Origin of the sequence: Geodermatophilus sabuli, from assembly GCF_900215145.1 — a bacterium.
Classification (GTDB): domain Bacteria; phylum Actinomycetota; class Actinomycetes; order Mycobacteriales; family Geodermatophilaceae; genus Geodermatophilus; species Geodermatophilus sabuli.
Map to the genome: position 1 here is coordinate 25,418 of NZ_OBDO01000005.1, position 21,838 is coordinate 47,255.

At 77.0% G+C, this 21,838-nt stretch carries 22 protein-coding genes, 2 tRNA genes and 1 other RNA gene; 16 read left to right on the forward strand and 9 right to left on the reverse strand.

What is annotated here, in order from left to right; genetic code table 11:
• Nucleotides 1-219 precede the first annotated feature (219 nt).
• Nucleotides 220-1,536 carry an alpha-hydroxy-acid oxidizing protein gene (locus tag CRP39_RS12365; protein WP_097206705.1) on the reverse strand — a complete coding sequence of 439 codons (1,317 nt, stop codon included), beginning with the start codon at nt 1,534-1,536 and terminating at the stop codon, nt 220-222.
• Between the two features lie 189 nt (nt 1,537-1,725).
• Between CRP39_RS12365 and CRP39_RS12370 the strand changes: the two genes are divergently transcribed.
• The 9 genes from CRP39_RS12370 (at nt 1,726) to CRP39_RS12410 (ending at nt 11,016) form a co-directional block, all read left to right on the forward strand.
• A complete protein-coding gene (locus CRP39_RS12370) occupies nt 1,726-2,436 on the forward strand; it encodes a hypothetical protein (RefSeq protein ID WP_097206706.1) in 711 nt (236 codons plus the stop codon).
• A 25-nt stretch (nt 2,437-2,461) separates the two neighbouring features.
• Entirely contained in the window at nt 2,462-2,965 is a 504-nt protein-coding gene (locus CRP39_RS12375) for a MarR family winged helix-turn-helix transcriptional regulator (protein WP_097206998.1), read from the forward strand.
• A gap of 129 nt (nt 2,966-3,094) precedes the next feature.
• Nucleotides 3,095-4,594 (forward strand): HAD-IIIA family hydrolase, encoded by a 1,500-nt coding sequence (locus CRP39_RS12380; RefSeq protein ID WP_097206707.1) that lies wholly within the window; start codon nt 3,095-3,097, stop codon nt 4,592-4,594.
• Nucleotides 4,595-4,668: 74 nt separating this feature from the next.
• Complete coding sequence (locus tag CRP39_RS12385) at nt 4,669-5,691, forward strand: glycosyltransferase family 9 protein (protein ID WP_245853814.1); 1,023 nt, start codon at nt 4,669-4,671, stop codon at nt 5,689-5,691.
• The gene (locus tag CRP39_RS12390) at nt 5,688-6,680 is read left to right on the forward strand and encodes a glycosyltransferase (RefSeq protein ID WP_097206709.1); all 993 of its coding nucleotides are present in this window, start codon (nt 5,688-5,690) and stop codon (nt 6,678-6,680) included. The genes CRP39_RS12385 and CRP39_RS12390 overlap by 4 nt, the downstream gene beginning before the upstream one ends.
• Nucleotides 6,681-6,738: 58 nt before the next feature.
• Nucleotides 6,739-7,965 carry a glycosyltransferase gene (locus CRP39_RS12395; protein WP_097206710.1) on the forward strand — a complete coding sequence of 409 codons (1,227 nt, stop codon included), beginning with the start codon at nt 6,739-6,741 and terminating at the stop codon, nt 7,963-7,965.
• Nucleotides 7,962-8,630 (forward strand): D-sedoheptulose-7-phosphate isomerase, encoded by a 669-nt coding sequence (locus tag CRP39_RS12400; RefSeq protein ID WP_097206711.1) that lies wholly within the window; start codon nt 7,962-7,964, stop codon nt 8,628-8,630. Before CRP39_RS12395 ends, CRP39_RS12400 begins: the two co-directional genes overlap by 4 nt.
• Entirely contained in the window at nt 8,627-10,018 is a 1,392-nt protein-coding gene (gene rfaE2, locus CRP39_RS12405; RefSeq protein WP_097206712.1) for a D-glycero-beta-D-manno-heptose 1-phosphate adenylyltransferase, read from the forward strand. The genes CRP39_RS12400 and rfaE2 overlap by 4 nt, the downstream gene beginning before the upstream one ends.
• Before the next feature lie 53 nt (nt 10,019-10,071).
• Complete coding sequence (locus CRP39_RS12410; RefSeq protein WP_097206713.1) at nt 10,072-11,016, forward strand: glycosyltransferase family 9 protein; 945 nt, start codon at nt 10,072-10,074, stop codon at nt 11,014-11,016.
• Nucleotides 11,017-11,037: 21 nt separating this feature from the next.
• On the opposite strand, the gene CRP39_RS12415 is transcribed toward CRP39_RS12410, so the two are convergent.
• The 5 genes from CRP39_RS12415 to CRP39_RS12435 form a co-directional block, all read right to left on the reverse strand.
• Nucleotides 11,038-12,687 (reverse strand): VWA domain-containing protein, encoded by a 1,650-nt coding sequence (locus CRP39_RS12415; RefSeq protein ID WP_097206714.1) that lies wholly within the window; start codon nt 12,685-12,687, stop codon nt 11,038-11,040.
• A 92-nt stretch (nt 12,688-12,779) separates the two neighbouring features.
• Entirely contained in the window at nt 12,780-13,757 is a 978-nt protein-coding gene (locus tag CRP39_RS12420) for a UDP-glucuronic acid decarboxylase family protein (RefSeq protein ID WP_097206715.1), read from the reverse strand.
• Nucleotides 13,758-13,892: 135 nt separating this feature from the next.
• Entirely contained in the window at nt 13,893-14,126 is a 234-nt protein-coding gene (locus CRP39_RS12425) for a DUF2630 family protein (protein ID WP_097206716.1), read from the reverse strand.
• Between the two features lie 117 nt (nt 14,127-14,243).
• A complete protein-coding gene (locus CRP39_RS12430; RefSeq protein WP_245853815.1) occupies nt 14,244-15,167 on the reverse strand; it encodes a prephenate dehydrogenase/arogenate dehydrogenase family protein in 924 nt (307 codons plus the stop codon).
• Nucleotides 15,168-15,243: 76 nt separating this feature from the next.
• Nucleotides 15,244-15,684 (reverse strand): PaaI family thioesterase, encoded by a 441-nt coding sequence (locus CRP39_RS12435; protein WP_097206717.1) that lies wholly within the window; start codon nt 15,682-15,684, stop codon nt 15,244-15,246.
• Between the two features lie 43 nt (nt 15,685-15,727).
• Here CRP39_RS12435 and CRP39_RS12440 point away from each other — a divergent pair, with 43 nt between their 5' ends.
• The 5 genes from CRP39_RS12440 (at nt 15,728) to CRP39_RS12460 (ending at nt 18,137) form a co-directional block, all read left to right on the forward strand.
• Nucleotides 15,728-16,390: an O-methyltransferase gene (locus CRP39_RS12440; protein WP_097206718.1), complete on the forward strand. Its 663-nt coding sequence runs from the start codon at nt 15,728-15,730 to the stop codon at nt 16,388-16,390.
• Nucleotides 16,387-16,884 carry a tRNA adenosine deaminase-associated protein gene (locus CRP39_RS12445; protein ID WP_097206719.1) on the forward strand — a complete coding sequence of 166 codons (498 nt, stop codon included), beginning with the start codon at nt 16,387-16,389 and terminating at the stop codon, nt 16,882-16,884. Before CRP39_RS12440 ends, CRP39_RS12445 begins: the two co-directional genes overlap by 4 nt.
• Nucleotides 16,881-17,540, forward strand: coding sequence for an HAD-IA family hydrolase (locus CRP39_RS12450; protein ID WP_097206720.1), 660 nt, complete (start codon nt 16,881-16,883; stop codon nt 17,538-17,540). Before CRP39_RS12445 ends, CRP39_RS12450 begins: the two co-directional genes overlap by 4 nt.
• A gap of 19 nt (nt 17,541-17,559) precedes the next feature.
• Nucleotides 17,560-18,039 carry a nucleoside deaminase gene (locus CRP39_RS12455; protein WP_216359716.1) on the forward strand — a complete coding sequence of 160 codons (480 nt, stop codon included), beginning with the start codon at nt 17,560-17,562 and terminating at the stop codon, nt 18,037-18,039.
• 10 nt (nt 18,040-18,049) lie between these two features.
• Nucleotides 18,050-18,137, forward strand: a tRNA-Ser gene (locus CRP39_RS12460).
• A 58-nt stretch (nt 18,138-18,195) separates the two neighbouring features.
• Here CRP39_RS12460 and CRP39_RS27210 read toward each other — a convergent pair.
• Nucleotides 18,196-19,875: a serine/threonine-protein kinase gene (locus CRP39_RS27210; RefSeq protein WP_216359717.1), complete on the reverse strand. Its 1,680-nt coding sequence runs from the start codon at nt 19,873-19,875 to the stop codon at nt 18,196-18,198.
• A gap of 41 nt (nt 19,876-19,916) precedes the next feature.
• Complete coding sequence (locus CRP39_RS12475; RefSeq protein WP_097206721.1) at nt 19,917-20,264, reverse strand: hypothetical protein; 348 nt, start codon at nt 20,262-20,264, stop codon at nt 19,917-19,919.
• A gap of 162 nt (nt 20,265-20,426) precedes the next feature.
• On the opposite strand from CRP39_RS12475, the gene CRP39_RS12480 reads away from it, so the two are divergent.
• A tRNA-Ser gene (locus CRP39_RS12480) sits at nt 20,427-20,511 on the forward strand.
• Nucleotides 20,512-20,574: 63 nt separating this feature from the next.
• On the opposite strand, the gene CRP39_RS12485 is transcribed toward CRP39_RS12480, so the two are convergent.
• The gene (locus CRP39_RS12485; RefSeq protein WP_097206722.1) at nt 20,575-21,540 is read right to left on the reverse strand and encodes a DMT family transporter; all 966 of its coding nucleotides are present in this window, start codon (nt 21,538-21,540) and stop codon (nt 20,575-20,577) included.
• A 201-nt stretch (nt 21,541-21,741) separates the two neighbouring features.
• Between CRP39_RS12485 and ffs the strand changes: the two genes are divergently transcribed.
• An RNA gene (gene ffs, locus CRP39_RS12490) (signal recognition particle sRNA small type) lies at nt 21,742-21,837 on the forward strand.
• Nucleotide 21,838: the final 1 nt, after the last annotated feature.

Genomic DNA, 21,838 nt, shown 5'->3' on the forward strand with positions numbered 1-21,838 from the left:
CGAGCGTGCGCGGGAGGAGATGCCCGCACGGGCCGGGCGTGCGTGGAGGCGTCCGGTCGACGTGGACCGACGTTGAGGGGCGAGGGGCCGGTCCTGACGGTCTGGCCGCGTTGGTCGGTCCTCCCAGCAGTGGGAGGCCACTCGTTGCCGGCTACCCCCGCCCGTCCTCACTGTGACCCACGCCACTCGCCGGGGTCAAGGGTGGCGTGGCGTGTCGCCTCAGCCCACCCGGCGGAGCACCTCGGGGCCCAGCTGGCCGACCGCGGTGTGCCCCGTCAGCCCCAGTGTCAGGTCGAACTCCCCGAGGACGTCGGACACCACCTGCCGCACGCCCTCCTCGCCGGCCAGCCCCAGCCCGTAGGCGTACGGCCGGCCGAGCAGGACCGCGCGGGCACCCAGCGCGACCGCGGTGAAGACGTCCGCGCCGCTGCGCACCCCGCTGTCGAGCAGCACCGGCGCCCGGTCGGCGACGGCCGCCACCACGTCCGGCAGCGCGTCCAGGGCGGCGACGGACCGGTCGACCTGGCGCCCGCCGTGCGTGCTCACCACCACGCCGTCCACCCCCGCGTCGAGCGCCTGCCGGGCGTCGTCGGGGTGCAGCACGCCCTTGAGCAGGACCGGCAGCCGGGTGCGGGACCGCAGCCAGGCGAGGTCGGCCCAGGTGATGGACGGCCGGGAGTAGATCGCCAGGAACGTCTCGACGGCGGCCCGCGGCAGCGGTGAGCGCAGGTTCTCCAGCAGCGGCCCGGGCCACGCCCGCGCCATCCCGATGAGCGCCCGCACCGCCGCCACCGTCGGCCGCGGCTGCCGGTCCCGGCCGGCCGCGGCGGCCGGCTCCGCGGGCGAGGGGACCGCGGCCCCCGCGACCCGCTCCTCGACCAGCCGGCGGAACACCGGGTCGGAGGTGTACTGCGCGATCCCCTTGCCGAGGGCGAACGGCAGGTGCCCGAGGTCGAGGTCGCGCGGCCGCCAGCCCAGCATCGTGGTGTCGAGGGTGACCACCAGCGCCTCGCAGCCGCAGGCCTCGGCCCGACCGACCAGGCTCTCCACCAGCTCGTCGGACGTCGACCAGTACAGCTGGAACCAGCGCGGCGAGGAGCCCATGACCGCCGCGCACTGCTCCATCGCCACCGACGCCTGGTTGGAGAACACCATCGGCACCCCGAGCCCGGCTGCCGCCCGCGCCGCCGCGAGGTCGGCCTCCGGGTGCACCAGCTCCAGCGCGCCGACCGGGCCGAGCAGCACCGGGGCGGGCAGCCGCCGTCCGAACAGCTCCACCGAGGTGTCCCGGACGCCGACGTCGCGCAGCACGCGGGGGACGACGGCCCACCGGTCGAACGCCGCCCGGTTGGCCCGCTGGGTCGCCTCGTCCCCGGCGCCGCCGGCCACGTAGGCGTAGGCCCGGGCGGTCAGCTGCTGCCGGGCGCGACGCTGCAACGCCCGGGCCGCCGTCGGCACCCGGGGGCGCCGGCCGTACACCCCGGCGCGGTACACCTCGTCCTGCCGGCGGCGTCCGGCACCCGCTGCTGAGTCCACCCGGCCACCGTAGTGAGGCTCCCGTCACAGGCACCGGGACGTTCCGGACCGGCTGTTCGTCGACACGCCGCAGCGACACGCGCACAAGTCGGTGACCCCCCGCCACGGAGGCCTCCCGCGCGTCATCATGGGAACCGCACCGGCGCATCGTGGATGACGCGGGGCAGCACGATCCAGGGGGAAGTACACGTGCCGGTCCTCACCAGGACCGCGAACACCGCGGTCCTGTTCGCACTCCTCGCGTGTGCCGGCGTCGCCGGCGCCGCACCGGCGCTCGCCGTCGACGACCCCACCCGCCCCGACGCGCGGGTCACCCACGGCCCCAGCTGCCGACCCGGGGGCGTCGTCCTCGAGGTCACCGGCGGCGCCGTCGCCTTCGCCGTCACGCTGACGACCACCCGCCTGCCCGCGGGGGAGGACGCCGCGGAGGTGCATCCCGGCCAGGTGGTCGTGCTCGCCACCGGCGACGTCGACTGGGGCGAGACGATCGACCCGGGGCTGGCGTACACCGCCCTCGACGGGTCGGGCACCTCCTACGTCGACGCCCTCGACGGCTACAGCTTCACCCGCCCGGCCGCCGAGGACTGCGCGGCCATCGCCCCGCCGACCGCCGCCGCGGCCGTGCCGTCCCCGGCCCTCGACGCGGGGACGGTGCCGGAGGTCGTGGACCCCGAGATCGGCGTGGTGCCCATGCCGGTGCCCGGCCCGGGCGCCACCACCCCGGCGGACGAGCTGCAGGTCGCCGCCGCCCCGACCTCGCTCCCGCGGCCCGACGGCGGGGTCGCCCTGCCGGTGGTCGTCGCCGGGATCGCCCTGCTCGGCGCGGGTGCCGGGCTGGCTGCCGTTCCCGGTCGCCGGGCGCGGCGGGCACCGGGCCCGCCCTCCACCGGGAGCGCCTGAGCGCGTCGTCGGCGACGATGGGACGGTGCCCGCCCCCGAGGACGCCCTCGCGCAGGACCTCCCCACCGACGACGTCTCCCGGGTACCCGGAGCGGGCCCGCTCCCGGCCGAGACGTGGCTGCGGATCGTGCAGGTGCACGACCGGCTCACCCACCGCGTCGACTCCGCCCTGCACCGCGAGCACGGCATCTCCCTGACCGGCTTCGAGGCGCTGCGGCGGATCGCCGAGGCGCCCGCCGAGCGCGCCACCATGGGCGAGCTGGCCGAGGCGCTGGGGCTGTCGCGGGCAGGGGTCACCAGCACCGTCGGCCGGCTGGTCGCCGAGGGGCTGGTGATCCGCGAGCGGACGGCGGGGGACCGGCGGCTGCTGCACGCCCGGCTCACTCCCGAGGGCCGGGCCCGGGTGGCGGCGGCCGCGCCCACGCACGACGGTCTCGTCGCGCACCTGCTCACCCTCCTCGGTGACGACGCCGCGGTCGTCACCGACGCCCTCGCGCGGGTCTCGGCGGCGGCCCGGATCCGCCGCTGAGGAAGGACCCCCTGCCCCCGCCACTCGCCCGCCCGCGGCGGTCCCTGCGGGGAGCCGAGCGCACCCGTCCGGGGGACACTTCGAGCTCGTAGTGTTTCCCACCCCCACCCCCCGGGCAGGACGCGGGACATGCAGGTGGGGATCGAGCGGTGTTCCGTGGTCGTGCCGACCGTCGGCCGCCCGTCGCTGGACGTGCTGCTCGACGCCCTGGCGGCCGCCCCGGGCCCGCGCCCCGCCGAGCTGGTCCTGGTCGACGACCGGCCCACCGGCGCGCCCCTGCAGCCGGACCGGCCGGGCCTGCCGCCGGTCCGCGTGGTCCGCACCGGGGGCGGCGGCCCCGCCCGCGCGCGCAACCTGGGCTGGCGCACCGCCCGCACCGAGTGGATCGCCTTCCTCGACGACGACGTCGTCCCCGACCCCGACTGGTACCAGCGGCTCGCCGAGGACCTGGCCGCGCTCCCCGCGGACGTCGCGGGCAGCCAGGGCCGGGTGCGGGTGCCCCTGCCGGAGGGCCGCCGGCCCACCGACTGGGAGCGCGGCACCGCGGGCCTGGCCACCAGCTCCTGGATCACCGCCGACCTCGCCTACCGCCGCGCCGCCCTGGCCACCGTCGGCGGCTTCGACGAGCGCTTCCCCCGCGCGTTCCGCGAGGACTCCGACCTCGCGCTGCGGGTCATGGACACCGGTGCCCGGCTCACCCGGGGCACCCGGTGGATCACCCACCCGGTGCGGCCGGTGGACCGGTGGGTCAGCCTCCGCGTGCAGGCGGGCAACGCCGACGACGTCCTCATGCGCCGGCTGCACGGGGCCGACTGGCGCGAGCGCGCCGATGCTCCGCTCGGCCGCCGCCCGCAGCACCTCGCCGTCACCGCCGCCGGTGTCGCCGCGCTCGGCCTGGCCGCCGCGCGCCGGCCGCGGGCCGCCGCCGTGGCCGCGCTGGCCTGGGCCGCCGGCACCGCCGAGTTCGCCTGGGCCCGCATCGCCCCCGGCCCGCGCGACCGCGCCGAGGTCACCACCATGCTCGCCACCAGCACCGCGATCCCCCCGCTGGCCACCTGGCACTTCGTGCGCGGGATCGTGCGGCACCGCCGGGTGCGGCCCTGGCGCGGGCTGCCCGACCTCGTGCTCTTCGACCGCGACGGCACCCTGGTCCGCGACTACCCGTACAACGGCGACCCCGCGCTGGTGACGCCGGTGCCGGGGGCGCGGGAGGCCGTCGACGCGCTGCGCGCCCGCGGGGTGCGGGTGGGCGTGGTGAGCAACCAGTCCGGCGTGGCCCGCGGCCTCATCACCCGCGCGCAGGTCGACGCCTGCATGGCCCGGCTCGAGGAGCTGCTCGGGCCGTTCGACACCATCCAGGTCTGCCCGCACGGGCCCGACGACGGCTGCGCCTGCCGCAAGCCCGCGCCCGGCATGGTCAAGGCCGCCTGCGCCGAGCTCGACGTCGCCCCCGCGCGGTGCGTGGTGATCGGCGACATCGCCGCGGACGTCGATGCCGCGGCCGCCGCCGGCGCCTCGTCGATCATGGTCCCGACCCCGGTCACCCGGAAGTCCGAGGTCGCCGCCGCCCCGCGCCGCGCCGCCACCCTGACCGACGCGGTGGGCGCCGTCCTGGCCGGTGAGTGGTGAGCGAGCTCGCGAGCTCACCCATGGGCGCAGCAGCTCGGGCGAACACGACTGACGAGCGCCGGCGAGGAGCACGCGTGGGCCGCACCGTGCTCGTGGCCCGGCTCGACTCGGCCGGGGACGTGCTGGTGCAGGGGCCGATGGTCCGGGCCCTCGCCGCCGGCGCCGACCGCGTCGTCTTCCTCGCCGGGCCGGCCGGCGCCGAGGCCGCCGGCCTGCTGCCCGGGGTGGACGAGGTCTGGACGTGGTCCTGCCCCTGGATCCTCGGCGACCCGCCGCCGGTCGACCCCGCAGACCTGGCGGCGCTCACCGATCGGGTCCGGGCCCTGGCGCCCGACGAGGCGGTCGTCTCCACCTCCTTCCACCAGTCGCCCCTGCCCCTGGCGCTGGTGCTCCGCACGGCCGGTGTCCCGCGGGTCTCCGCGATCAGCGTCGACTACCCCGGCTCGCTGCTCGACGTCCGCCACCGGGTTGACGACGACGTCCCCGAGCCGGAGCGGGCCCTGTCCCTCGCCCGCGCGGCCGGGTTCGAGCTGCCGCCGGGTGACGACGGCCGGCTGGAGGTGCGCCGGCCCCTGCCCCCGGTCGCGCACGGACCCGGGGACGCTGACCTGTCGCCCGGGTACGTCGTGCTGCACCCCGGGGCGAGCGTCCCCGCCCGGGCCTGGCCGGCGCAGCGCTGCGCCGAGGCGGTCGACGCGCTGGCCGCCGCCGGGTACCGGGTGCTGGTCACCGGTGGCCCGGCCGAGCGCGAGCTGACGGCGTTGGTCGCCGGCACCCGCGGCGTCGACCTGGGCGGCGGCACGAGCCTGGCGGAGATGGCGGCCCTGCTGGACGGCGCGGCCGCGGTCGTCGTGGGCAACACCGGCCCGGCGCACCTGGCCGCCGCCGTCGGGACGCCGGTCGTCTCGCTGTTCGCCCCGGTCGTCCCGGCCGCCCGCTGGGCGCCCTACGGCGTGCCGACCGTGCTGCTCGGCGACCAGCACGCGCCCTGCCGCGACACCCGGGCCCGGGAGTGCCCGGTGCCGGGCCACCCCTGCCTCACGTCCGTGACCGCGGCCGACGTCGTCGCGGCTGTCGAGAAGGTGGTCGCCCCGTGAAGGTCCTGCTCTGGCACGTGCACGGCTCGTGGACGACGGCGTTCGTCCAGGGTCCGCACGAGTACCTGCTGCCGGTGGTGGCGGGCCCCGGGGGCAGTCGAAGCCCGGACGGGCTGGGCCGGGCGCGCACCTGGGACTGGCCGGCGTCGGCTCGCGAGGTGTCCCCCGAGCAGCTGCGCGGCGAGGACGTCGACGTCGTCGTCCTGCAGCGGGTGCGCGACCTCGAGCTGGCCCGGGAGTGGCTCGGCCGCGAGCCCGGCCGCGACCTGCCCGCGGTGTTCCTCGAGCACAACGCGCCGGGGCTGGAGCCCGACGACGGGCCGGTCCCGCACACCCGGCACCCGCTGGCCGACCGCGGCGACATCCCGATCGCGCACGTCACCCACTTCAACCGGCTCTTCTACGACAACGGGCGGGCCCCGACCACCGTCATCGAGCACGGCATCGTCGACCCCGGCGAGCGCTGGACCGGCGAGCTGGCCCGCGCCGCCGTCGTCACCAACGAGCCGGTGCGCCGCGGTCGCACGGTCGGCGCCGACCTGCTCCCGGGGCTGGCCGCGGTCGCGCCGGTCGACGTCTTCGGCATGGGGCTGACCGGGCTGCACGAGCGCTACGGCCTCGACCCCGCGCGGGTGGGCCTGTTCGACGACCCGCCGCAGGCGGCCATGCACGCCGAGCTGGCCCGCCGCCGGGTCTACGTGCACCCGGTCCGCTGGACGTCGCTGGGCCTGTCGCTGCTGGAGGCGATGCACCTGGGGATGCCGGTGGTCGGGTTGGCCACCACCGAGGCGGTGGAGGCGGTGCCCCGCGAGGCCGGCGTGCTCTCGACCGACCCGGAGCGTCTCTGGAGTGCGGTCCGCACCTTCCTGCACGACGAGGACGCCGCCCGGCTGGCCGGCAAGGCCGCCCGGGCCGCGGCACTGGAGCGGTACGGCCTGCAGCGCTTCCTGACCGACTGGGACCACCTTCTCGCGGAGGTCACTCGATGACGACCCACGTACCCGGCTCCCCCGGTGCGGTGCGCCGGTTCCCTGGCGAGGTGACCCGGTGAAGGTGGACCTGGTCAGCGAGCACGCCAGCCCGCTCGCCGCGATCGGCGGGGTCGACGCAGGTGGCCAGAACGTGCACGTCGCCGCTCTCGCCGCCGGGCTGGCGCGCCGCGGGCACGACGTCACGGTGCACACCCGCCGGGAGGACCCCGACCAGCCGGACCGGGTGACCACCGCCGACGGCTACGACGTCGCCCACGTGACCGCCGGGCCCGAGCGGGTGCTGCCCAAGGACGACCTGCTGCGGCACATGCCCGAGTTCGCCTCGGTGCTGCGGCGCACCTGGGCCGCAGCACCGCCGGACCTGGTGCACGCGCACTTCTGGATGAGCGGCCTGGCCTCGATCGCCGCCGCTGGACGGATCCCGGTCGTCCAGACCTTCCACGCCCTCGGCTCGGTGAAGCGGCGCCACCAGGGGGCGGCCGACACCTCGCCCGCGCAACGGATCGAGCTGGAGCGGTCGCTATGCCGCACCGTCAGCCACGTCGTCGCCACCTGCTCCGACGAGCTCTTCGAACTGCGCCGCCTGGGCCTGGACAGCGACCGCGCCTCGATCGTGCCCTGCGGCGTGGACACCGCCGTCTTCACGCCGAGGGGCCCGGTCGCGCCCCGCACCGAGGGGCGGCAGCGGCTGCTGGTCCTGGGCCGGCTGGTCGAGCGCAAGGGCCAGGAGGACGCCGTCCGGGCGCTGGTCGCCGTCCCCGGCGCCGAGCTGGTCGTCGTCGGCGGCCCGCCCGCCGACCGCCTGGACGCCGACCCGGAGGTGCAGCGGCTGCGCGCGGTCGCCGCGTCGCTGGGGGTGGCCGACCGGCTGGTGTTCACCGGGGCGGTGGCCCGCGCCGACGTCCCCGCGTGGGTGCGCTCGGCCGACGTCGTCCTGGCGGTGCCCTGGTACGAGCCGTTCGGCATCACCCCGCTGGAGGCCATGGCCTGCGGGCGGCCGGTCGTGGCCACCGCCGTCGGCGGGCTGCAGGACTCCGTCGCCGACGGCGTCACCGGCGACCTCGTCCCCCCGCGGGACCACGGCCGCCTCGGCGCGGTCCTCGCCGCGCTGCTGGCCGACGACGCCCGCCGGGCCGCCTACGGCGCGGCCGGGGTCCGCCGGGCCCGCTCCCGCTACCGGTGGGCCCGCGTGGTCGCCGACACCGAGACCGTCTACCGGCAGGTCCTGGCCGGCCCCGTCCGCTCCGGGAACGACACGAACCCCGTGGAGGTCGCCCGATGAACCCCGCCCCTCTGTCGGAGGCCCGCGAGGTCGTGTCACCGGACACGTGCACGCACCTGACCGGTGCCGACCACGTCGCGTCGCTGACCGCCGCGCTGGGGTCCCTGGACGGCCAGCTGGACGCGCTGGACCGGTGGGGCCGGCTGATCGCCGACGTCCTGTGCGGGGAGTCCCGCGGCCGGCTGCTGGCGGCCGGCAACGGCGGCAGCGCCGCGCAGGCCCAGCACCTGACCGCCGAGCTGGTGGGCCGCTACCGTGCCGACCGGCCGCCGTTCTCCGCGATCTGCCTGACCGCCGAGACCTCCTCGCTGACCGCGATCGCCAACGACTACCCGGCCGACGAGCTGTTCGCCCGTCAGGTGGAGGCGCACGGGCGGGCCGGCGACGTGCTGGTGCTCCTGTCGACGTCGGGGCGGTCGCCCAACGCCGTCGCCGCCGCCCGCCGCGCCCGCGAGTGCGGCATCACCGTGCTGGCCATGACCGGGCCGGCGCCCAACCCGCTGGCGGCGGCCGCCGACGACGCGGTCTGCATCGACAGCCCGTGGACGGCGACGGTGCAGGAGTGCCACCTGGTCGCCCTCCACCTGGTGTGCGCCGCGTTCGACGCCGCCGTGCTCGCCGAGCCCGCGCGGGTGCCGGTGAGCCGGATCGGGGTGGTCCAGTGACGGGGCCGCTCGTGGTGGTCGGCGACGCGCTGCTCGACGTCGACCTGGTCGGCACGGCCTCCCGGCTGACGCCGGACGCCCCGGTGCCGGTGGTGGAGGACGTCGAGACCCGCGAGCGCCCCGGCGGCGCGGCGCTGGCCGCGGTGATCGCGGCGGGCCTGACCGGCCGGGACGTGGTGCTGGTCGCGCCGATGGCCGACGACGCGGGCGCGGCCCGGCTGCGCGCCCTGCTCGACGGCCGGGTGCGGCTGGTGGCGATCCCGGCCACCGGCGGCACCGCGGTCAAGCAGCGGGTCCGCGTCGGCGACCACTCCGTCGTGCGCCTGGACAGCGGCGCCCCCGCGGCCATGCTCGACCCGCTCCCGGAGGAGGCGGCCACGGTGCTGCGGGACGCCGCGGCGGTGCTGGTGGCCGACTACGGCCGGGGGACGACGGCGGCCGCCGACGTCCGCGCCGCGCTGGCGCAGGCCGGGGGGCCGATCGTCTGGGACCCCCACCCGCGCGGTGCCGATCCCGTTCCGCAGACCCGGCTGGTCACGCCCAACGGCGCCGAGGCCGCCCGGGTGGCGGCCGGGGTGGGCGTGCCCGTCGACGGCGACGGGCTGGCCGCGGTCGGCGCGCGCGCCGAGGCGCTGATCCGGCACTGGGGCGTGGGGGCGGTCGCGGTGACCCTCGGCGCCCGCGGTGCGCTGCTCTCCTACGGCGAGGGCGCGCCGATGGTGGTGCCCGCGGTGCCGGTGACCGGCGGCGACCCGTGCGGCGCCGGGGACTCCTTCGCCGCCGCGGCGGCGCTCGCGCTGGCCGACGGCGCCGTGACCGGGGAGGCGGTCGCCGCGGCGGTGGCGGCGGCCTCGGCGTTCGTCGGTCGAGGCGGCGCGTCGTCCTGGGACCGGCCCCGACCGGGCACCCCGACCGCGCCGGCGCTGGACGTGGTCGCCGACCCCGACGTCGACGTCCTGCTGGCCGGGGTGCGCGCCGCCGGCGGGACCGTGGTGGCCACCGGCGGCTGCTTCGACCTGCTGCACCCCGGGCACGTCGCCACCCTGCGCGCGGCCCGCGGCCTCGGCGACTGCCTGGTGGTCTGCATCAACTCCGACGAGTCGGTGCGCCGGCTGAAGGGCCCGTCGCGACCGCTGGTCACCGCTCCCGACCGGGCGCGGGTGCTCGAGGCGCTGGAGTTCGTCGACGCGGTCGTGGTGTTCGAGGAGGACACCCCGGCGGAGGTGCTCGACCGCATCCGCCCGGACGTGTGGGCCAAGGGCGGGGACTACGCGGGCGCGGACCTCCCGGAGGCCGCGGTACTGCGGCGCTGGGGCGGCCAGGCCGTGGTGCTGCCCTACCTGGACGGCCACTCCACGACCGCCCTGGTCGAGCGTTCCCGGGTGTGAGTGAGGACCCCCTTCCTGCCGGTCCCCGCGGGGATCGACGCGACGGGCGGCCGGTGGCGGTCGTCCTGCGGCCGCTGGGGCTGGGCGACCTGCTGACCGGCGTCCCGGCGATCCGGGCCGTCCGCGCCGCGGTGCCCGACCACCGGCTGGTGCTGGCGACCACGACCGCGCTCGAGCCCCTCGCCGGGCTGGTCGACGCCGTCGACGAGGTGCTGCCCTCCCGTGAGCTGGAGCCGCTGGACTGGGCCGGTCCGCCGCCCGAGCTCGCCGTCGACCTGCACGGCAAGGGCCCGGCCTCGCACGTGGTCGTCGCCGACCTGTCGCCGGACCGGCTGCTCACCTTCGGCAGTCCCGGCTACCCCGGCCCCACCTGGTTCCCCGACGAGCACGAGGTGCACCGCTGGTGCCGGCTGGTCGCCGAGGGCCTCGGGGTGGACGCCGACCCGGACGCGCTCGACCTCGCCGTGCCGGCCGTGCCCGCCCCGGCCCCGGCCGGCGTGGCGCTGGTGCACCCCGGCGCGGCGTTCCTCGGGCGCCGGTGGCCGCCGGAACGGTTCGCCGCCGTCGCCCGCCACCTCGCCGCCGCCGGCCTGGACGTGCGGGTCACCGGCGGCCCGGCCGAGGTGCCGCTGGCCCGGCAGGTGGCCGCGGCGGCCGGGCTGGGGGAGGAGGCGGTGCTCGCCGGCCGGACGACGACGCTGGAGCTGGCCGCGGTGGTGGCCGGCGCCCGCGTCGTGGTCAGCGGTGACACCGGGATGGCGCACCTGGCCACCGCCTACCGACGTCCGTCGGTGGTGCTGTTCGGGCCGGTGTCCCCGGCACTGTGGGGGCCACCGCCCCGGGTCGGGCGGGACGGGACGCCATTGCACGTCGTCCTCTGGCACGGCGACGGCACCGGGGACCCGTGGGGGACCGAGCTCGACCCCGCGCTGGCCCGGATCACCGTCGACGAGGTGACGGCCGCGCTGGACTCCCTGCTGACGTCACCCGGCAGGTGATCCTCGGGCCCGGCGCGGGGCTCAGCCCTCGCGCTGCCGGAGGGCGTCGAACAGGACGGTCTGCAGCGCGGTCGGGTCGACGGCGGAGTAGGCGGCGCCGTCGGTGGCCGCGGCGATCTGCTCGAGCGCGTCGAGATCGGCGTCCGGGCCCAGCGCGACGCCGATGACCTTCACCGGCCGCTCGGGATCGGTCTCCTCGGCCACCGTCTCGAGCAGCGCCTCGAGCGAGAGGCCGTCGTCCTCGTTCGTGCCGTCGGTGACCATGAGGACGCTGTTGACCGCGGTCGGGTCGTAGTCGGCCCGCGCCGCGCGGACGGCGGCCAGCGTCGTGTCGTACAGGCCGGTGCCGCCGGGGGTGAGCCGGTCGGGGATGCTGTCGAGCTGCTCGTCGAGCAGGTCGCGCTGCTCGCGCCCGTCGGTCTGCGTCTCCAGGGTCCGGGTGGGCACCAGCTCGGTCCAGTCCTGGTCGCCCTCGAGCTCGCTGGCGAAGACCCACAGACCCAGCGCGAAGTTGCCCGGGACCAGCGACAGCGCGCTCTTGGCGGCGTCGCGGGCGAGGGTGGCGCGGGTGCCGCCACCGGCCGGGGCCTCCATCGACGTGGACACGTCGAACACGGTCAGGATGCGCGACGGCGCGGCGAGCTCCGCGAGCTGCCCCAGCAGCGACTGCACCTGCCCGGGGTCGAGCAGGAGCGCCTCGGGCGCGGCCTCCTGGATCCCGGTTGAGGGTCCGGCGCCGGTGGGCGGGGTGCCGTCGGCGTCGCGGAACCCCGCGTCGAGGACGGCGGTGCGCGCCGCGTCGGAGGTCAGCGCCCGCACCGCGGCGTTGACCGCGGCGGCGTCGGCGCCGGAGGCCGAGCCCACCCGCACGACGGGGTAGTCCAGGGACGGGCTGCCCTCCCGCGGGTAGACGGCGACCAGCGCCGGGTCCTCCGCGCCGGCGTTGGTGGCCACCACCTCCTGCTCGCTCACCGGGACCAGCGGGGCGTCGACGTCGTCGGCACTGCCGGCCTCCAGGGCCGCGGCGGGGGAGACCGACGGGCCCCGCTCAGCGGCGAGCACCGCCTGGACGACGGCGTTGTCCGCGTCCTCGTCCGCGCCCAACGCGGTCCGGACGGCGCTCAGCGCGGCCAGCCCCTCGGCGCTGGTCGCGAGGTCCGGGACGGCGAGGGACTGTTCGCCGGCCAGGGCCTCCCCCCAGCCGGGCGGCTCGGCGGACCAGCCCAGGGCGTCGACGGCGGCGCGGCTGGTCGCCAGCACGACCGGCGAGGTCGCCACCGACCCGGCCGTCTCCAGGGGCGCCTCGCCGGCGCGGGCCGGCCACAGCGAGGAGTCCGGCACCCACAGGTGCGGCAGGTCGGCCGCCTCGAGGGCGCCCAGGTCACCCACGGTCTGCAGCGGCTCCTGCGCGGTCACCTGGGCGGAGGCACAGTCCTGCTCACGCAGCCCCTCGGCGCCGGCGAGCACCTGCTCGGCGACCGGCGCGAGCTCCGGGGCCACGGCCACCCGGACGACGTCGGTGCGCGCGCAGTCGCCGTCACCGGAGCCGACCGCCCACCAGGTGATGCCGGCGGCGACGAGCACGACGGCCGCCACCGCCACGGCGACGAGGACCTGCGGTGTCAGGCCCGCGACCCTCCGGCCGGCAGATCTGTCGGCGTGGCGGCCCATGCGTGCAGCTCCCTGTGGCTCGGTCGGTCAGGGCGTCCCCGGCGACCCCGCGACCGCCCCTCACAGGGTAGATGCGTCTGCTGACTCTGTGGTCACACCGCCTGGGCCGCGGCCGTCCGCTGCTGCGCGGCGAACCAGTCCACCGTGCGTCGCAGCCCCTCCTCCGAGGGCACCTGGGGCCGCCACCCGAGCAGCTCCTCGGCGCGGGTCGTGTCGGGGCGCCGCACCTTGGGGTCGTCCACCGGCAGGTCGATGAACTCGATGGGGGAGGAGGAGCCGGTGAGCTGACGGATCCACTCGGCCAGCCGCAGCATCGACAGCTCGTCCGGGTTGCCGATGTTCACCGGGCCGGTCTCATCGGAGAAGGCCATGGCGAGGATCCCGCGCACCGTGTCGTCGACGTAGCAGATCGACCGGGTCTGCGAGCCGTTCCCGGCGACGGTCAGCGGCCGGCCGGACAGCGCCTGGCCGACGAACGCCGGGATCGCGCGGCCGTCGTCCGGGCGCATCCGCGGCCCGTAGGTGTTGAAGATCCGCACGATGCCGGTGTCGGTGCCCTTGGACGTCCGGTACGCCGTCGTCATCGCCTCGCTGAACCGCTTGGCCTCGTCGTAGACCCCGCGCGGGCCGACCGGGTTGACGTTGCCCCAGTAGTCCTCGGTCTGCGGGTGCACCAGCGGGTCGCCGTACACCTCGGAGGTGGAGGCCAGGACGTAGCGGGCGCCCTTCTCGTGGGCCAGCCCGAGGGTGTGCAGGGTGCCCAGGCTGCCGACCTTGAGCGTCTCGATCGGCATCTTCAGGTAGTCCAGCGGGCTGGCCGGCGAGGCGAAGTGCAGCACGAGGTCGACCGGGCCGGGGACGTGCACGAAGTCGGTGACGTCGCAGCGCACCAGCCGGAACCCCGGCCGCTCCAGGAGGTGGGCGACGTTCTGCGGGGAACCGGTGAGGAAGTTGTCCAGGCAGACCACCTCGACGTCGCGGTCGAGCAGGTGCTCGCACAGGTGCGAGCCGAGGAACCCCGCGCCGCCGGTGACCACTGCCCGCCGCATGGTCCGTGCCGCGTGCACCATTCCCGCTCCCATCGCCGAGGGGCCCGCGCTGGACCCCAGCGGGCTCTACCCCAAGATCACCGGCCCACACTTCACGCGTGAAGTGTCCGGCGCCCATCCGGGGACGTGCCAGGACGCGCGATGCCGGCGGCGGCGCTACTGGAGGTAGCCCTCGACCTGCTGCTCCGGGCGGGGAGAGGCCTCGTCCGGGTCCTCGCCGTACTGGCGCTTGGCGTCCCGCTGGCGGAGCAGGTCCCAGAGCTGGTCGCGGTCCTCCTCGATCTGCCGGAGCCGGGCGCGCTGCTCGTCGGTGTGCTCGCCGTTCTCGCGCAGCCCGCGCTCCTCCTCGACGAGGGCCTCGATGCGGCTTCGGATCTCGCTGTCGTCCATGCCTGCTCCCTGCCCGCCGCCCGGCGACCGAAACCGGTCAGCGCGGTGACACGGGTCGGCTTCCGCCCCCGGTCCGCTCCTCGGTCGCTGGCGCTCCCTGCGATGCTCCCGGCGGCGTCAACCGACGTCCGGCACGTACCCCTCGACGAACGCGGCCAGCCGCCGGGTGACCGCTCCGCCGGCCCGGCCCAGCGCGAGCAGCGCCGACCGCTCCAGCGGCACACGCAGGGCGCGCAGCGCCGACGGCGCCCCCGTCCGGACGGCGTGCCCGGCGGCGACCAGCTCCGGCCAGGGCCGGGCCAGCTGGGCCTGCACCCGGGCCAGCGCCGCCGCCGTCGGCACGGCGTTGCCCTCCACCATCGCGGTGACGAACGCGGGGTCGCTGGCGATGACGCGGGTGCCGTCGCGGAAGCTGCCGGCGGCGAGGGCGAGGGCCAGCGGACCGGCCTCCCCGGCGGCCGCCGCCAGCGCCGCGGCCAGCAGATGGGGCACGTGGCTGATCGCGGCCACGGCGTCGTCGTGCTCCGCCGCGGTCACGGGCACCACCTCCGCGCCGGCGGCGAGGGCCACCTCCGCCACCCGCAGCCACCGGGGGAGGTCGGTGCCCGGCTCCAGGCACACCGCCCACCGGGCGCCGGTGAACAGCCGGGGGTCGGTCGCCTCGTGGCCGGTGCGCTCGGTGCCGCACATGGGGTGCCCGCCCACGTAGCGGCTGCCGTACGCCGCGCCCAGCTCCGCCAGGACCGGCAGCTTCACCGAGCCCAGGTCGGTGACCGTCGCGTCGGGGTCGACGGCCAGCCCGTCCAGCGCACGGGCCATCGCCGGCAGCGGGACGGCGAGGACGACGACACCGGCCATCTCCCGCCCGATCCGCACCCCGCGCGCGGCAGCGGCGTCCCGGGCGGCGGGGTCGACGTCCCAGCCGGTGACGGTGCGCCCGGCGGCGACCAGGGCCGCGGCCAGCGACCCGCCGAGCTGGCCGAGGCCGACCACGCCGACCGGCGGTGCGGGCATGGTCGGCACCGGGAAGGAGGCGGTCACGCGGTCCCTCCGCGGCGCGACTCCGCAACCGCTGCGCTCGCTCGCAGAGTGCGCTGCGATGCTCGCGAACGCGTCGTCACGCGGTCTCCCAGGGGCGCTCGGTCCGGAACACGCGGGCCAGCGCGGTGGCGACCAGCCGGCCGTCCTGGGCGCGCGCGTCGATGCGGTAGACGGCGGTGCGGCTGCTGCGGTGCACCTCGATGCCCTCCGCGACCAGCCGGTCGCCGGGGCGGCCGGGGGCGAGGAACTCGGTGTGCACGTCCTGCGCGACGGCGACCGTCCCGTGGCTGTTGCTGACCGCCGCGTGGACGACGTCGAGCAGCGCCATGGTCGCGCCGCCGTGCGCGGTGCCGACGGCGTTGAGCAGCTGCGGCCCCACCGTCATCGCGGCGCGCGCGTACCCGGGGCGCACCTGCTCCAGGACGATGCCCAGGTGCCCGGCCAGCGGGTCGGCCGCGAGCCGGGCGAACAGCGTGGGGTCGACGTCGGCACCGTCGTCGGGCGCGGGATCGGCCATGATCAGAGGCTATGGCCTACCCGCTCCTCCATCCCCACGTGCCATGACGCCGCGGTCCTTCCTCCTCACCCCGGAGCTGGGCGACTACGTGCGGGCCTCCTCCGAGCCGCCGGACGACGTCGTCGCCGACCTGTTGGCCGAGACCGCCGCCCTGGCCGACCGCGGCGAGGTGCCCGCGACGTTCCAGATCGCCCCCGAGCAGGGCACCTTCATGCAGCTGCTCACCGGCGCGCTGGGGGCCCGCCGGGCGATCGAGATCGGCACCTTCACCGGCTACTCCGCGCTCTGCGTCGCCCGCGGCCTGCCCGGGGACGGCTCGCTGCTGTGCCTGGACGTCAGCGAGGAGTGGACGGCGATCGCCCGCCGGTACTGGGCCCGCGCCGGGCTGGCCGACCGGATCGAGCTGCGGCTGGGCGACGCCCACGAGTCGCTGCGGGCGCTGCCGGCCGAGCCCACCTTCGACCTGGCGTTCGTCGACGCCGACAAGACCGGGTACGCCGACTACGTCGACGACCTCCACCCGCGGATGACCGCCAACGGGGTGGTACTCCTGGACAACACGCTGTCCGGCGGCGGCGTGCTCGACCCGCAGGACGACAACCAGCGGGCGATCGTCGAGCTCAACGCCGCGCTGGCCACCGATCCCCGCTGGGAGACGGTGCTGCTCCCGCTGTCCGACGGGCTGACCATGCTGCGCAAGCGATGAGCGACGCCGAGGTGCGCGCCAGCTGGGCGGTGCGGGTCAGCCGCCCCGACGGGCGCTGGCACGTGGAGCTGCTCGCCGCCGACGCCGGGGACGAGCTGCCCGTCCTCGAGCGGGCGCTGGGCGACCCGGGCGCGGGTGGCTGGCCGGGCCCGTTCGTGGTCGTCGTCGACTCGCGGCTGTACTTCGTCGTCCTCCGGCACGGCCCGGGCGGGCTGGTGCGGGCGCTGATCTCCGACGCGACCATGCAGGAGTGGATCCTCGCCGCCGAGGTCGTGGAGCGGTACGGCATCGCGGTGGACTCCGACGGCGCCTTCGACGACGACGAGACCGGCTGGCCCGGCGGTGACCTCGACGTCTTCTCCGACGACGGGCTGCCCGCCGACCAGCTGCGGACCATCGTGACCGCCGACGACCTGTGGGCCGATGAGATGGTCGCCGCGATCGCCGCCCGCCTGGGCTTCGCCGACGAGCTGGCCGCGGCGGTGCGGCCGTGAGCGCGCGGGTGGGCGCCGTCGTGTTCGACCTCGGCGGGGTGATCACCGAGAGCCCGATGCCGGCGTTCACCGCCTACGAGGCCGAGGCGGGGCTGCCGGAGGGGCTGATCCGACGGCTGAACAGCACCGATCCCGACACCAACGCCTGGGCCCGCTACGAGCGCAACGAGCTGGACGCCGCCGGGTTCGTCGACGCCTTCGAGGCCGAGGCGCTGGCCGCCGGGCACCGGCTGGACGCCCGGCGCGTGCTCGCCGCCCTGGCCGGGGAGGTGCGACCGGAGATGGTGCGGGCCGTGCGCCGGCTCCGGGACGCCGGGCTGCCGCTGGCGCTGCTGTCGAACAACGTCGCGCCCATGGAGCGGACCGGCCGGCTCGGGGAGCTGCTCGAGCTGTTCGACGCGGTGGTGGAGTCCTCGCTGGAGGGGGTGCGCAAGCCGGAGCCGGAGATCTACCGGCGGGCGCTGACCCGGCTCTCCGACGCCGTCGGCCGGCCGGTCGAGGCGGCGGACTGCGCCTACCTCGACGACCTGGGCATCAACCTGAAGCCGGCCCGGGCCATGGGCATGCACACGATCAAGGTGGTCGACCCCGCGGCGGCGCTGGCGGAGCTCTCGGAGGTCGTCGGCCTCGACCTCCTGACCGTGGCGGGGCCATGAGCTCCCGCGGGACGACCCGGTGACCCCGGGCCTCGACGCCGCGCTCCTCGACGGCGCGATGGGACGTGCGCTGGAGCTCGCCGCGGCCGCGGTGGAGTGGGGCGACACGCCGATCGGCGCGGTCGTCCTCGGGGCCGACGGCGCCGTCCTGGCCGAGGCCGCCAACGAGCGGGAGAAGAGGGGCGACCCCACCGCGCACGCCGAGGTGCTGGCCCTGCGTGCCGCCGCCCGCGTGCACGGCGACGGATGGCGGCTCACCGGGACGACGCTGGTGGTCAGCCTGGAGCCCTGCACCATGTGCGCCGGCGCCAGCGTGCTCGCGCGGGTCGGCCACGTGGTCTACGGCGCCGACGACCCCAAGGCCGGGGCGGCCGGCTCGCTGTGGGACGTCGTCCGCGATCGCCGGCTGAACCACCGCCCGCAGGTCACCAGCGGGATCCGGGCCGAGGAGTCCGCCACGCTCCTACGCGCGTTCTTCCGCCGTCAGCGGGGCCTGTAGTCTCTTCGGCGGTGGCGTGTCCGAGCGGCCGAAGGAGCACGCCTCGAAAGCGTGTGAGGTGCAAGCCTCCGTGGGTTCAAATCCCACCGCCACCGCCAGCACGGGGAGCCGCCCGGGGACGTCGTCTCCGGGCGGCTCCGTCGTTCGCAGGCGGGGTCAGCCGATGGTCTCCACGTACCGGTCGAGGTCGACCAACCACCGGCCGTCGTCGTCCTGCGTGAACCGCACCTCGTGCAGCTCGACGTGGCGGCTGCCGTCTGTCCCGGTGAAGCGCACCTCCGTGGCCGCGGTGATCGCTCCGTCCTGCTCCTCGACGTCGCGCAGGCCGGCCAGCTCGACCTCCGACCACGGGGACCAGAAGTCCCGGTAGTAGTCGCGACCGGCGGTGCCCCGCAGGGAGGGGCCGGTCATCGCGTAGGCGGCGTCCGGGTCGCCGGGCAGCAGCGCGTAGTAGTCGCCCAGCGTCTGCTCGGCCACGGTGACCGGGTCGTCCTCCGAACCGGGCGCGGTGGTGGGCTCGGTGGTGGCCTCGGTGGCGGTGGGTTCGGTGGTGGTGGGCGCGGCGGAGGTCGTCGGGGCCGGCTCGGGGGCGGAGCTCTCCGGCGCCGAGGAGTCATCGGCCTGGGACGGAGCCGGCGTGCTGCCCTGGGCGGCCGTCGTGCCGCGGTCGTCGTCGCCGCGGGTGGTGAGCCAGAGGGCGCCGCCGCCGGCCAGCAGCAGCACCAGCACGAGCGCCGCCACGAGCCACGGCCGGCGCCGTCGCGGCCGGGCGGGAACTGCCGCGACCGGCCGCGAGGGCGGCCGGCCGGCGCCCCGGTCGGCCGCCGGTGGCTCCTCGGCGGGGCCGGCGGAGGGCGAGGACGTCGCGTCCTGCACCGCGGTGGGGGGCGCCCCGGAGTCGACGGCCGGCGTCGCGCCGGTGCCCAGCTCCGTCGTCCGCTGCCGGTTGCTCGAGGACCGCAGGCTGGTGCGGCCCAGCAGCACGGTGGTCGGGTCGCCGTCCCGGCCGGCCGCCAGCACGGCGAGCTCGTCGCGGACCTGCGCCATCGTCGGCCGCCGGGCGGGGTCGTCGTCCAGCATCCGGGTGAGCGGCCCGGTCAGGGAGCCGGCGCGGCGCGGCGGCACGGGGCCGCCCGCGGCGACCCGGTGCAGCAGCCGCAGGGGGTTGTCGTCCATGCCGAACGGCGGCTGCCCCTCGAGGCAGGTGTACAGCGTGGCGCCGAGGGAGAAGACGTCGCTCTCCGGCGACATCTCCGCACCCTGCGCCACCTCGGGCGCCAGGAACGCCGGAGTGCCCGTGATCTGCCCGGTCTGGGTCAACGTCACGTCACCGGCGGCGTGGGAGATGCCGAAGTCGGTGATCTTGACCAGGCCCTCGACCCTCGGCCCCTGCCCGATCAGGATGTTGGCCGGTTTCACGTCGCGGTGCACGATGCCCGCGGCGTGCGTGGCAGCCAGTGCATCGGCCACCTGCGCGCCCACCTGCGCCACCTGGTCCACCGACAGCCGGCCGTCGTCGTGCACCACCTCCGCCAGGCTGCGCGAGGGCAGGTACTCCATGACCAGCCACGGAGCACCGCCCTCGAGCGCCACGTCGTAGACGGAGATGGCGTGCGGATGGCTCAGCCGAGCGGCGATCCGGCCCTCACGCAGGGCGCGTTGGCGCTGCTGCTCCTCGGCCGCCGCGTCCGCGCCGGCCGGCGGCAGCACCTGCTTGACCGCCACCTCGCGGCCCAGCAGCTCGTCGCGGCCGAGCCAGACCGCGCCCATGCCGCCGCCACCGATGCGCGAGACCAGCCGGTAGCGCCCGGCGACCAGACGGCCGGATGCGGTCATCGGGGGAGCGTCCTGCCCGGCGGACTCGCCGTGGGTGCCGCTCAGACGCCGCTGGGGACGCCGAACCGGCGGGCGTACTCCTCCTGGGCGCCCGCGGGGAGCACGTCGTAGAGCTCGCCGAGCTCCTCGGCGACGTCGGGGGAGAGGTCGTCGAACAGCCGCTGCCAGGTCGGGGGCTCGTCGTAGCTGCGGGTGAGCAGCAGCTCCCACGCCCGCGTCTGACGGTCGCGCTTGCTGCGCTCGGCCACGAACTCCGACAGGTAGCGGTCCTTCGCGGCGTCCTTCTCCTCCTTGGTCGCCGTCGGCGGCAGCTGCGAGGGGTCGGCGCCCTTCAGCACCGCGACGATGGCCTCCACGACCTCGGGCCGGAGCTGGTCGGTCTCGCTCATGGGGGCGTCCTCTCCTGTCGCACGGGTGGGGTTCCCGTTCCGGACCACCCTGCCCCACCCGGCCGCCGGGAAACCACCGCCCCGTCCCCGGCGGTGTCCGGGCCGCGCCGGGTGCCGCGGCTGACCGGCCGGACGGCGCCCGGTATCCTGGCCCGCGCACGTGGAGGATTCGCCTAGTGGCCTATGGCGCTCGCTTGGAAAGCGGGTTGGGGGCAACCCCTCGGGAGTTCGAATCTCCCATCCTCCGCACCCGAGGCCGGGTCCCGCACCAGCGGGGCCCGGCCTCCGTGCGTCCGGGGCCGGCGGGGCCTCAGGGCACCGCGCCGTCCGGCTGGGGGGTGACGGCGGGCGCAACCACCCGGCGCAGGTACAGACCCGCCACGGCGGCGAGCACGAGCAGTCCGCCCAGCAGCGCCCCGACCGGGAGCCGCTCGCCGAGGAACGCCGTCGCCAGTGCGGTCGCGGTCACCGGTTCCAGCAGCGTGACGATCGCCGCCACCGCGCCCGGCACCGTTCGCAGGCCGCGGAAGAACAGCGCGTAGGCGGCGGCGCTGGGCACCACGCCCAGGTACAGCAGCGTGAGCAGGGCGACCGGCTCGGTCGTCAGCCGCAGCCCGGCGACGAGCGCGACCGGCGTCAGCAGCACCGCCCCGCCGACGAAGCCGGCGAGCGTCACCGGGACGCCGGCCGGCACGTCGCCGCTGGCGAGGGTGACGACCGCGTAGCCGAGGGCCGAGCCGACCGCGAGCAGCGCCCCCAGCAGCACCGCCGTCCCGGCCGAGGCGCCGGCGGTCAGCCCCACGAGCAGCCCCAGCCCGGTCAGCGCGGCGGCGAGCGCGACTCCCGTGGCCCGGTCGGGGCGGCCGTGGCCGAGCAGGGCGGCGCCCACGGCGATGAGGAGGGGCGCGAGGCCCAGCGCCACCAGGGTGGCGACGCTCACCCCCGCGCTGGCGACGGCGGCGAAGTACGCCAGCTGGTAGGCGGCCAGCCCGGCTGCGACGAGGGCCAGCCGGACGGCGACCGGGCGGGTGACCCGGACGGCCGTGCCCGCCCGGCGGCGGGTGGTGAGCAGGTGAGCCGCGAGCAGCACCGCCGCGCCGATCGCCATGCGGTGCCAGGCGATGTCGAGCGGGCCGAGGTCGGTGCGGTCGGCGACGACGCGACCGCTGACGCCGGCGGTGCCCCAGCAGAGGGCGGCGAGGACGACCAACACGAAGCCGCCGGTCGCGGGCGTGGTCGAGGAGCCGCGAGGCGCGGCGCGGGTGGGGGTGGGCATGACGCTCCTGGTCGCGGGTCCGGATCGGGGAGGCGGTCCGGAGCACGGCGCAGCGTCCCGGCGCGGGGGCCGGGTGGGTCAGCCCGCGGTGCTCCGGGTCAGGAGCGGGGCGGGGGGAGTGCGCGAGCGCGCCGGGGCGTCATGTCGCGCGAGCGTAGCGGGCGGCTCGACGGCGGCCGAGGGGATTGACCTACAGTGGTGCACGACCCCTCGCGTGGCGTCATCCTGTGAACCTCCCCAGGGCCGGAAGGCAGCAAGGATAAGCGGGCTCTGGCGGGTGCGCGGGGGGTCCTCGCGT

What these genes read in the sequence shown, in the direction of transcription:
- CRP39_RS12445 (WP_097206719.1), top strand. Translation starts at nt 16,387, where the DNA reads ATGAGCGACGCCGAGGTGCGCGCCAGCTGGGCGGTGCGGGTCAGCCGC.
- CRP39_RS12475 (WP_097206721.1), bottom strand. Translation starts at nt 20,264, where the DNA reads ATGAGCGAGACCGACCAGCTCCGGCCCGAGGTCGTGGAGGCCATCGTC.
- CRP39_RS12420 (WP_097206715.1), bottom strand. Translation starts at nt 13,757, where the DNA reads ATGGTGCACGCGGCACGGACCATGCGGCGGGCAGTGGTCACCGGCGGC.
- CRP39_RS27210 (WP_216359717.1), bottom strand. Translation starts at nt 19,875, where the DNA reads ATGACCGCATCCGGCCGTCTGGTCGCCGGGCGCTACCGGCTGGTCTCG.
- CRP39_RS12435 (WP_097206717.1), bottom strand. Translation starts at nt 15,684, where the DNA reads ATGGCCGATCCCGCGCCCGACGACGGTGCCGACGTCGACCCCACGCTG.
- CRP39_RS12425 (WP_097206716.1), bottom strand. Translation starts at nt 14,126, where the DNA reads ATGGACGACAGCGAGATCCGAAGCCGCATCGAGGCCCTCGTCGAGGAG.
- CRP39_RS12485 (WP_097206722.1), bottom strand. Translation starts at nt 21,540, where the DNA reads ATGCCCACCCCCACCCGCGCCGCGCCTCGCGGCTCCTCGACCACGCCC.
- CRP39_RS12415 (WP_097206714.1), bottom strand. Translation starts at nt 12,687, where the DNA reads ATGGGCCGCCACGCCGACAGATCTGCCGGCCGGAGGGTCGCGGGCCTG.
- CRP39_RS12400 (WP_097206711.1), top strand. Translation starts at nt 7,962, where the DNA reads ATGAACCCCGCCCCTCTGTCGGAGGCCCGCGAGGTCGTGTCACCGGAC.
- CRP39_RS12440 (WP_097206718.1), top strand. Translation starts at nt 15,728, where the DNA reads ATGACGCCGCGGTCCTTCCTCCTCACCCCGGAGCTGGGCGACTACGTG.
- CRP39_RS12380 (WP_097206707.1), top strand. Translation starts at nt 3,095, where the DNA reads ATGCAGGTGGGGATCGAGCGGTGTTCCGTGGTCGTGCCGACCGTCGGC.